Source organism: uncultured Veillonella sp., from assembly GCF_934230905.1.
Classification (GTDB): Bacteria; Bacillota; Negativicutes; order Veillonellales; family Veillonellaceae; genus Veillonella.
Genome location: NZ_CAKQFJ010000045.1, coordinates 1 through 10,008 on the forward strand (window position 1 = coordinate 1; position 10,008 = coordinate 10,008).

Annotated in this window: 15 protein-coding genes; 3 read left to right on the forward strand and 12 right to left on the reverse strand. The window is 37.6% G+C overall.

Going from position 1 to position 10,008, the window contains the following annotated elements; all coding sequences use genetic code 11:
- Positions 1–94 precede the first annotated feature (94 nt).
- From Q0E20_RS09040 to Q0E20_RS09050, 3 genes are read right to left on the reverse strand one after another with little or no spacing between them, the layout of a single operon-like run.
- Positions 95–1,030 (reverse strand): hypothetical protein, encoded by a 936-nt coding sequence (locus Q0E20_RS09040; RefSeq protein WP_295999255.1) that lies wholly within the window; start codon positions 1,028–1,030, stop codon positions 95–97.
- A gap of 8 nt (positions 1,031–1,038) precedes the next feature.
- Positions 1,039–1,977: a phosphodiester glycosidase family protein gene (locus tag Q0E20_RS09045; RefSeq protein WP_005377648.1), complete on the reverse strand. Its 939-nt coding sequence runs from the start codon at positions 1,975–1,977 to the stop codon at positions 1,039–1,041.
- A gap of 11 nt (positions 1,978–1,988) precedes the next feature.
- Positions 1,989–2,795 carry a polysaccharide deacetylase family protein gene (locus Q0E20_RS09050; RefSeq protein WP_295999258.1) on the reverse strand — a complete coding sequence of 269 codons (807 nt, stop codon included), beginning with the start codon at positions 2,793–2,795 and terminating at the stop codon, positions 1,989–1,991.
- 213 nt (positions 2,796–3,008) lie between these two features.
- Between Q0E20_RS09050 and Q0E20_RS09055 the strand changes: the two genes are divergently transcribed.
- Positions 3,009–3,800: a carbon-nitrogen family hydrolase gene (locus tag Q0E20_RS09055; RefSeq protein ID WP_295999261.1), complete on the forward strand. Its 792-nt coding sequence runs from the start codon at positions 3,009–3,011 to the stop codon at positions 3,798–3,800.
- A 42-nt stretch (positions 3,801–3,842) separates the two neighbouring features.
- Here Q0E20_RS09055 and Q0E20_RS09060 read toward each other — a convergent pair whose 3' ends face one another.
- From Q0E20_RS09060 to Q0E20_RS09100, 9 genes are all read right to left on the reverse strand, one after another.
- Positions 3,843–4,055, reverse strand: a complete 213-nt coding sequence (locus Q0E20_RS09060) for a hypothetical protein (protein WP_366509646.1) — start codon at positions 4,053–4,055, stop codon at positions 3,843–3,845.
- Between the two features lie 773 nt (positions 4,056–4,828).
- Entirely contained in the window at positions 4,829–5,029 is a 201-nt protein-coding gene (locus Q0E20_RS09065; protein ID WP_295999265.1) for a helix-turn-helix domain-containing protein, read from the reverse strand.
- A gap of 378 nt (positions 5,030–5,407) precedes the next feature.
- Entirely contained in the window at positions 5,408–5,671 is a 264-nt protein-coding gene (locus tag Q0E20_RS09070) for a hypothetical protein (protein ID WP_295999266.1), read from the reverse strand.
- Positions 5,672–5,950: 279 nt separating this feature from the next.
- Positions 5,951–6,475 carry a hypothetical protein gene (locus tag Q0E20_RS09075; RefSeq protein WP_295999271.1) on the reverse strand — a complete coding sequence of 175 codons (525 nt, stop codon included), beginning with the start codon at positions 6,473–6,475 and terminating at the stop codon, positions 5,951–5,953.
- Positions 6,476–6,491: 16 nt separating this feature from the next.
- On the reverse strand, positions 6,492–7,067 hold the full coding sequence (locus Q0E20_RS09080) for an N-acetylmuramoyl-L-alanine amidase (protein ID WP_366509645.1): 576 nt from the start codon (positions 7,065–7,067) through the stop codon (positions 6,492–6,494).
- Complete coding sequence (locus tag Q0E20_RS09085; protein WP_295999272.1) at positions 7,068–7,460, reverse strand: hypothetical protein; 393 nt, start codon at positions 7,458–7,460, stop codon at positions 7,068–7,070.
- Complete coding sequence (locus Q0E20_RS09090) at positions 7,453–8,004, reverse strand: hypothetical protein (RefSeq protein ID WP_295999274.1); 552 nt, start codon at positions 8,002–8,004, stop codon at positions 7,453–7,455. The genes Q0E20_RS09085 and Q0E20_RS09090 overlap by 8 nt, the downstream gene beginning before the upstream one ends.
- Before the next feature lie 16 nt (positions 8,005–8,020).
- Positions 8,021–8,164 carry a hypothetical protein gene (locus Q0E20_RS09095; protein WP_295999275.1) on the reverse strand — a complete coding sequence of 48 codons (144 nt, stop codon included), beginning with the start codon at positions 8,162–8,164 and terminating at the stop codon, positions 8,021–8,023.
- Entirely contained in the window at positions 8,164–8,565 is a 402-nt protein-coding gene (locus tag Q0E20_RS09100; protein ID WP_295999278.1) for a hypothetical protein, read from the reverse strand. The genes Q0E20_RS09095 and Q0E20_RS09100 overlap by 1 nt, the downstream gene beginning before the upstream one ends.
- A gap of 36 nt (positions 8,566–8,601) precedes the next feature.
- Here Q0E20_RS09100 and Q0E20_RS09105 point away from each other — a divergent pair, with 36 nt between their 5' ends.
- Together Q0E20_RS09105 and Q0E20_RS09110 are read left to right on the forward strand one after the other, a co-directional pair.
- Positions 8,602–9,480, forward strand: coding sequence for a tyrosine-type recombinase/integrase (locus Q0E20_RS09105; protein WP_295999280.1), 879 nt, complete (start codon positions 8,602–8,604; stop codon positions 9,478–9,480).
- Between the two features lie 226 nt (positions 9,481–9,706).
- Entirely contained in the window at positions 9,707–9,931 is a 225-nt protein-coding gene (locus Q0E20_RS09110) for a hypothetical protein (RefSeq protein WP_295999281.1), read from the forward strand.
- The last annotated feature ends 77 nt before the right edge of the window (positions 9,932–10,008 follow it).

Genomic DNA, 10,008 nt, shown 5'->3' on the forward strand with positions numbered 1-10,008 from the left:
GAAATATATATGAGTTCAACTTGAATTATCTCCTACTAGAAGTGAAAAATTTATAAATAAAGCCTTTATAACCTGCGATTATAAAGGCTTTCTATTAATTCTTTTTCTTAGAGTCTTTAGATGATTTATCAGTGTCTTCTGTTACTTTAGTCGTATCATCACTACCATTAGCAATGATATCTTTTACGGCATTCATCGTTACCTCAGACAGTGTAGTAGGATTATTGTACTTATAAACAGGTTTAAACCCTACTCCTAGCTTGCCGGAATATACAGTCAAGACATTATTATCTTCATCTACACGGGCAATATAAATCGTCTTGCTAGTATCTACACCAAGTAAACGGAATCGTCCAGGTGGATTGATAACACGCCAGCCACCTTCGATACCATTAAACATGAATATATCGCCAGTTTTAGCATTATCATAGAAGAAATTATCTTCATCATAAAATACAGCAATGCGCCCAATATCAGTGGCCTGCATATACACACGACGCGTATCATAATTCGCATCCGTTCTATAAATTCGATAGGCACCTTCACGAACTTTAACTTTCATGTACACAACATTTGTTGCTTCAGAATATGCGGCATCAACAATACGGCTACCTTTAGGTACATCTTCAAGTTCTGTGTCAACTTCATGTTCAGGATCATCAGCATTAAGACGAGCCATAATAACCTTATTATCCGTATACAGCCCCATAATAGCATAGTTTCTATCTGGCATCCAATCAAAATAACTAATAGATCGACCTTTTAAATTAACTGTTGTCGGTTTACTTTCACCAGCCTTATAAATTTTTAAGGATTCATCTGTTACAACAGCCATAAATTGATGATCATAAGACACATATTTACGACCATCTTTTACATCTGGAAAATTCTTAGTGTCATCCTTAGAAGCACCCGAAACATTAAACTCCGTAGTTGGTGCAAACATATATTGATCAAGGTACAGATACACCCCTCCTTGTAGCAGAATACCTGCTACAAAGGCGCTCAGTACACGCGTAAAAGGTTTCATTGTTCCTCCTATTTCACGATAAACGCCGTAGGAATCATCCGTTCCCCTAATAAATCGGCTGGTTTATTAACAACTTTGCCATTTAAATATAATGTAGAGCTAGATCCACCATCAAGGTTCGCTGCAATATATGCACCTTTTTCATATAGAACATCTTGTACATCACGCAAAGTAGCGCCCAAAGAATAACCAGGTTGACGACCATCGATTACGACAAACAATACAGTGCCATCCTTACGTTGACCAATTGCAGTTCGAGGACCTACGCCCCAACCACCGTCGCCATCGGTAATCATCTTCTTACCATCTACGATAAGAGGTGGTCCAAAAGTAATACCTTCCATAGCTTTCATATCAGCTAATTCAGTTTTATCATAGTTGCCCGCAATGAGGTTACCAGATTTAGAGAAACCAACAAAATCAACAGATTCATCAGGTCCCACATCTTTACCAATGATATAGTCCCCTTCATGAAGAATAAATCCATAAGGTAAACGGCCTGTCCCCGTTCCATTCGGATCGTGGAAACCACCACCATTAATAGCAGCTACAGCACCATTCATTTTGGCGATATTACTTGTGGTATCCCCTTTTTCTTGAATATTCGCAGCTGTTGCCACTTGAATACGACGTGGATCCGGAATTTCAAGCACATATCCCACATACCGAGACGACTCAATCTTTTCTAATTTTAAGTCTTTATCTTCGCGAGCATTAAATTTGAACAAATCTTGACTTTTTACAACGCCTACCGTCCCCAAAATAGATTGCAATTCATCATTGCTGAACAGCCATGTAATATATTGAGGATGACGAGATTGCAAAATAGCCCCAATTACGGCACGTTTTACATTATTAAATGGTCCAAACAATACCACGAATGGTGATGTGACTGCGGTAAATAAGAACACCATAATGATGAACTTTACCCAATTCTTTTTAAACAATGTATCTCTCCTTATAAATCACTGTAATGTTCAGTGCTAATTCGTTCTTCAAAATGCTTAATATCTACAGCATTACCAACCCAAACACGCAAAATATTGTATGGATTATCTCCCGTATGAGCCCAACCAGACTTCATAGCGAGTGCCATTTTTATACCACTATCTTTTGTGGCAGCATCTGTATCCTTATTTTTATCCCCATATGGATAACAGAACCACGGATTATCTGTAATTCCCAGCTTACTTGCTAGAGCTTGTTGCGCTTTTTGAATATTTTCCATTTGTGCTGCTTTTGAAAGCTGGCCCATTTCAACATGTTGGAATCCATGATTAGAAATAGTTATACCATTATCTTTCATTTCTTTTAACTGTTCCCATGTAAGCCTTGTACCTACATCACCAGGATTAACAAAAACTGTAGCAGCAAAACCATACTCTTTCATCAACGGATAAACAATAGAATATGTATCGGCATAGCCATCATCAAAGGTCAATACGACTGGTTTCTCTGGTACAGCAGCACCATTGACTACATAATCATATAGTTGATCCATCGTCAACGGATGGTACCCATTATCCTTGAGGAACTTCATTTGCTGACGGAATAAATCCTCGCGGATAACCGCATCATTATCTTTATCATCGCCAATCTTGTGATACATGAGTACCGGAACTCCCGACGGATGTACCATCGTAACCTGTTGTGTAGGTGGCGTTTTACTTTCATTTTCTGTCGTTTGCTGTGAAAGCATTCCACATCCTGCTAACGCTGTAGCAATTACAATTGTGAAAAGCACTACCAATGAAAATCGTTTCATAGGTCCCCCTTTATATAGACACAATTTAATAACTTATATTATATCATTTATAAGGAGAATAGTAAAAATCAACGTACTACGAGCACCTCATCAATTGATTTTCGAGTCCTTAGTACCTAGGCCCATATTGTAATCTACTCAATAATGTTTTAATATCTTAATTATAATATATTTCACATAAACGATACTATTTCAACAAATAAAGGATGTACTATGAAAAAGCGTCTAACCCTTATACAAATGAACGTCCACGTAAACGATGTAGAATATAACTATAATCGCGTTCAAGAATTACTCGCTCAATCCCTTTATGAAAATCCAGATATTATTGTATTACCGGAGACTTGGAATACAGGATTTTATCCATCAAAAGATTTAATCAACATCGCTGACAGAAATGGAGAGCGAACTCAATCATTATTAAGTACATTTGCGAAAGAGCACAACGTAAACATCATAGGTGGTTCCGTAGCAGTTACCAAAGACGATGTTGTGTTCAATACATCCTATGCCTATAACCGAGAAGGCACTCTCGTTGGGGAATACTCAAAAATGCACGGCTTCAGCCCTGCCAAAGAAGATAAATACTTTGCTAATGGGACTCATACCACACATTTCGAGTTAGACGGCATTCCATGTAGCACCGTTATTTGCTATGACATCCGTTTTCCTGAATTGGTACGCATGGCGGCATTACCAGGCACAGAATTACTATTTGTGCCGGCTCAATGGCCTACCATGCGCCTACGACACTGGCAAGTACTCAATGAAGTGCGGGCTATCGAAAATCAACTATTTGTATGTGCTGTCAATGGTTGTGGCATGGTTGGACGCGTTCAAAGTACGGGGCATTCTGCCGTATATGACCCATGGGGTACAAACCTATTAGAAATGGATACTAAGGAGGGCGTTGCTTCTGTTGATATTGATTTTGACGTTGTTAAAGACATTCGCAACAAAATAAATATATTCAGAGATCGTAAGCCGGAACTCTATAACTTATAACACAAAAGACACATTGCTATTATTAGCAATGTGTCTTTTACATTAAAACTCAATAAGTTTCCACATATCCTCTGGTACTTGTTCCAAAGGCTTATTGTTTGCAATCGCATTTTTCAAAATATCAATCGTATCTTGAACCTCTTGTTTATCCTTTGTATTTGGATCGTGTAAGATAACACGATCTAAGGAACTTTCACCAAATTGTTTTAAGTATTCCTTTTCTACTTGGTTTAATTCACGACGTAAATATTTCATCATAAAGTCCTCTACTTATAAGATTATGAATAATATATTTATATTATTTTATCATACGAACTTTTGATACTACAATTTCTACACAATGGATTTTGTAACAAAATCTCTTATTCCGCAACATTAACTCTTAAAGTACAAGTTTCAATCTATAAGGATTTAATTTAAGCATTCACATGAGTCTTATTCTCCACTTTATTTATTAATATTTTATATTTTAATTTATATTTACAGCCAAAGTGTTGTATAACTAAAAAAATCAGATTTTATCTATATTTAGGCATACAAAAAAGACATGTTACCCTTCTCTCGTCTCTCTCAGTAACATGTCTTAATTTGTATATAGATCTCTCGAACTATATCATATTTATCTGGCTGGACTCTCTAATCCCTTTATCGACACGCCAGTATGTCTACAATTATTTTATATTTTAAAATAATTTATGTCAATAGTTTATTTTTAGTTTAATAATTATTTTTTATAGAAAGATTAAATCAACTAATTATAATATTAGCTATAATAGCCATCTGCCCCTACAGATATACAAAAAAGACCTACAGTAATCTGTAGGTCTTTATATTTGGTGCGGTTGGAGGGACTTGAACCCTCACGAGCGTACGCTCACCACCCCCTCAAGATGGCGTGGCATTTAATAAACATTTATAGACTCAAGGAATACAGTATTTATCAGCTTTTATACTACATATATAATTATATATTTTAGCATATTTTAATATAAATTGATGTCAAAATGATGTCATTTATAATATATACATTATATGTTATGACTCACTTCTTCACCATATAGCCTTTCCATTCCTTGACGTGTTACAAGCCACATTTTCCCAGACTTTCTAAACTCACCTTCTTTAAATCCATTCTTTACACGGCCTCTACAGTTTTGTTTTAATGAGTCCGCAGTAACATTCCACCGTTCTGCCGCCTCTTGTGTAGTCATTACATCTTCTAGTTTCATTACAGTACTCCTAATATTATTAATAGATTATAGACGGATAATACAAAGGCAACAATGCTAATTATTAAAGTTAATCTTGAAATCATATGCTCGCCATTGGTATAATAGTTAGGAAGATTGGGGCTCTTTCGAGCCCCTGTGGTTACTGATTTAATAGCTGTATTATCGCGATTGCAAGTTGGATAAACGCGGTTATTATCGGTAGCCACTTTTTTATTATCTTCCTTAACCTCTTCAACGGCTTCACCTCCTTCCCTATGTCTATATTATACCCTATATCGTGTATATAGTCAAGTATTTATTATGATTTTTACAAACAAAAACAGCCTACTAACTTAGATATTATCTAGGTCGGTAGGCTGTTTATATTATGAGTCATTATTTTATAGGGACGGATAAATGTATGTTGTTTAATATAGTGTCCGCATCAGATTTATCCAACGTTTCACCAGCTTTTACTTTATCTAAAATCACTAATAATTTATCTTTGGCATCATCCAAAAATTCTGCACTCTTATGTAATCCGCTTTTTCTGATACTATCTACATTCTCATTATATTTTGCAACAAAATACTCTAACATTTCTATGAATTTATCTGAATGTAAATAGTCTTGGATGTAGTCATTTAATATAGTATCCATATACTCCCCCTAAGATTTTTAAAATACCACTTTCTTATATTATATCATTTACAAATAAAAAGGCCTATCAACCTAGATATTTATTCTAAGCTGATAGGCTCTTGTGATTTTCAGTTATAAACAATTACTTTACAACTGAATTATTAAATTTCAATAAATCGAAAATTTTAACGCACCCCAAACGCAGATATTACCTACGTTTGGAGATTTTATATTTTGGCCAGAATGTACTACCAGGAGTCCACCTGCTCCTGCTCAGGAGATATATGGATCACCTCTCTATCGACGAATTGCACCTGCTAATCCAAATACACCGCTTACCACGGCCCATGTGTCGCGTTGCCTTTTAAGGCGCTGTTCTGTTCGTTTGTTGCGATTGATTTGCTCTTTCAATTCTTCTAATGAGGTCGAGGCTTCGTTCAATTTCGCTTCTTGCGTCGTCAAGAGATTGGAGGCTTTCGCTAATTCTTGCCCCTGTTTCTCGTTGATTGCTTTGAGCGTGTTCAATTCCTTCGTCCGTTCTTCGTTGATAATCTTCAATTCGGCTAATGCTGTTCCCTGCGTCGCGGTTAAGCTGTTGGCTTGTTGCAATGCTTTCTCGGAGCTGTTGATTGAGCTTTCGGCTTTCGTCAAGCGCCCTTTGAGTTCGTTCCAACTGCTCACGGGTACGCTGATAGTCGACTCTTGTGTCGAGATACCCTCTGACGAGGCTGCATGCGAAACAGATGATAAGAACGCTAAGCACACCAAGAATAATGCGCTTAAAAGTAAACGCAGATACAATTTTGTTTTTGATAGTTTCATACATGGTAACTCCTTTCTAAATCGTACTACCCCACTGAGCGCCCCACCATCGAGCGGTGCCACGTAACCAGTCGCCACCGCTCCATCGTTCGTCACCTGCATGGCACACTAAGAGGTCCCATCGGTCAACATTGGAGTCTGGGCCGTAGGTGTTATTAGGATAGCCCGTCGGATCTAAATAATAGAGGTCTAGGCCGTCCTTATTATCGGCCGCCTCTGCATGGGTCATTTGATGTTGTATATCAAGTGGTACACCAGCGTTAATAGTTAACACTGCCATAATTTGAGTCATAGTGGTTAACTGTTCTTTGGTTGGCGGTTCGCTCCCTAGATTATTTTCACTGACTGCATCCCAACACGCTTCAATAGCAATGCCTACCGCGTTACTGTTGCGCATGTAGGTGTGTTCCTTATAATCGGTTAAGGCCTCCATATCGGTCCACATCGTACCGTCTCGGTCGATGTTGATGTGGTAGTCCTTGAAATGCTTGCCACCTTTGACCCCTGTCCAATGCAGGTATGTCTTTTCAATTTGGCCATACGCATCTAGCGCCAGGTCTTTTAACTCATCCATTGATAGTTGTCTAAACATTTATTTCCCCCTCTCGTCATGGTTAACGTCATCAGATAGTTGTTGTATACTAGGTCGATTCATAGGCAACGTATTCTGTTCCTCAAGCTTGTCTGGTATCCCATTATGGTTCTTATCGATGAACATGCCGCACAGCCCTACGATAGCCAAAAACACTGACGGAACGTTGATATGGTCAACGATAAGTATTCCCTTATCGATAAGCTGATTCGCTTCAGGTGATACATATCCTCTAATTGTTGATAGCGCATACTGGGCAACGACTAATATCATTGGTACTAGCATGACGAGGACTAACGCCCTCGTTGCTAATACGCCAGTTGGCCGTATGCCAGCTATTCGAATGGACTGATATGACCGCTTTATGCGGTTAATGATAGCTAACTTATCCATTACCCCTCCATGCCTTTATAATTTCAATCGTATATTGAAATATTTTGCCGATGTCGATTAGGTCATCTTCTACCATTTCACGTAGGTTTTCAATGATTGACCAGCATTCGGCAAAAAATGGTATCAACATAAACGCATACGAAAAAATATGGTCTAGGAATAGGTTTGTATTTGGAATAGGAATATCAGGTAATGAAATAAACACAATGGATAGTATCATCCATGCAGGGTATTGTATGCATAGTTTCTTTAGTAGATCACCTCTAAGGCGCTCACTCATTAAATATCTACGCCGTTCCCCGGTTGTTTTATCAATATACTTACCTTTTCCCCAGCCGTACCAGGTTAACGTTGTTAATAGCGTAATAGGATTATTAGGCCTGTGATTATCCTTGTTATATCGCAACACTTCTGCAGCAATTCGTTGTATAGTGTCCACGAATAACAATGTAGTGGTTAGAATAATCACTACTCCCATGCTTACTAAATGTTCATGCGATACCCCACTTATGAGCATGATTAAAATATCATTAAGAATATCCATTCACTCCCCCATGCCCTTATGGTTCTTCTTTATCTAAAGCCATTAAATCATTGTGCACGCATCCTTCTGTCGGACACGTGCCGTCCTCATTCAAAGTTGCCCAACAGTATTCACAAAAGTGCATCACTGGTACATCAGATTTGATTTCGTAGTTATCCATTATTTGACCTCCTTAATCTTAGCCACCATTTCGGCATTGAGTTTTTTAAATTGTGCTTGTAAATCATCATATGGCACATTAGCTAACCGTCTACGTAGTAACGCTAGGTCTAACGTTGCAAATCGTTCGTCATAGTATTTGCGAATTTGTGCAATACGTTCCGCTTTTGTCGGTTCATATTCCGTTACTGAAACATCAACAAACTCACCATTTACATAGGCTTTATTGTTTAAAAATTGGTCTAGCATAGCATCATCACCATATACATAATTAGCTGCATCTGGATATTGAGATTTAGCTTGTTCAAGTAAAGCACTCTCACCAATTGGTGCTAACATACTATCGACGATTGATGTAATACGTCGACCTTCCGCATCAAGTACGTGGATATAATTATTCATTTCTTTTATCCTTTCGTTTTTAATAAGGAGGAACATATGAATAGTACTGTTAAGCACTACCCAAGAAATGCGTATCTTCGCATGCACCGCAAAAGTGCGTGTGTCGAAACGTTTAAAAGTTTGTACAAAAAATGGCTGCCTACTCGTATTGGAATCGTGAGTAAATCAGCCATTGAATCCTATCGCATTGCCTATGATCATATTCAATCAATTGCTAATATTCCTATTAACTTAATTAAATACTCTGATATGCAATGCGTTATTGATAGAATGAGAGATAACGGCCTATCCTACGCATCAGCCAAGAAGGTACGTACATTACTCTCATTACTGTCTAAGTATGCAATTGTTAATGATATTGATATTAAGGATTACACCTCTTTTCTTAATCTCGGCCATGATGTTAGCGTGTATCCTCATAAACCATTCACTCGCCAACAGATTAATCGATTGTGGAGCCTTAATACTACCGATACTTATGGTATTCTAATACTCTTATATACAGGTATGCGATGTGGTGAATTGCTATCGTTACGTAAAAACGATATTAACCTCCGCACTAAATGTCTTATAGTACGTCAATCTAAAACTGATGCTGGCCGTAATCGCTTAATTCCCATTCATAGTCGAATATTTCCAATAGTTACAACCTTGTATCACAATTCATCAGATAAGATATTACCTATTTCTTATGCTCAATTCAGCAAGCAATTTAAATCAGTAATGACGGCTATCAAATGTTCCCATTCAACTCATGACTGCCGTCACACAGTAGCCACATTGTTAGATAAATACGGTGCATCACCTACTGCAACTCGTGCAATTCTTGGCCACAAACATGGCGATATTACAACCAAGGTTTATACTCACAAAGAATTGCGAGAACTCCGCAAAGCCATTGAGCTACTTCCCTAGAGCCAATGGGGAAAGTCAGACATTGCAGTTACTAGGACTATATATGATGGAGCTAGTAACTTTATAATACCTTTTACTTTTCCTCCGTTCGTCGCAGTCACTAACATAGCTACGGCAACCTTAGATAATGATAGTTGGACAAGTAGTGCCGTTAAGAAAATAACAATCAATGACTTCTCTTATATGTCAGCGCAAAACAATGTTACATCTATTTGTTGGAGCGCTATTGGATTTTAGCCAATGGGGACAGACTTCTCACAATACATCAGAATATCAATCAAAAGCGACATTACCAATTAGATTTAACACTCCTTTTAAAGCAGTGGGCTCTATTTCACCTTCTACTGGAAGTCCAAGTGGGAACAATTATGATGATGCAATAAAATTAACATCATCTGATATTGCATTTAGATTTTATGGACATAGTTATATCGCTATAGGATTATCGTAACCAATGGGGACTAGTTAAAAGGGGGCGCATTGATATGTGGTATACATCACCCACACAATTTCCAATAGCTTTTAAAG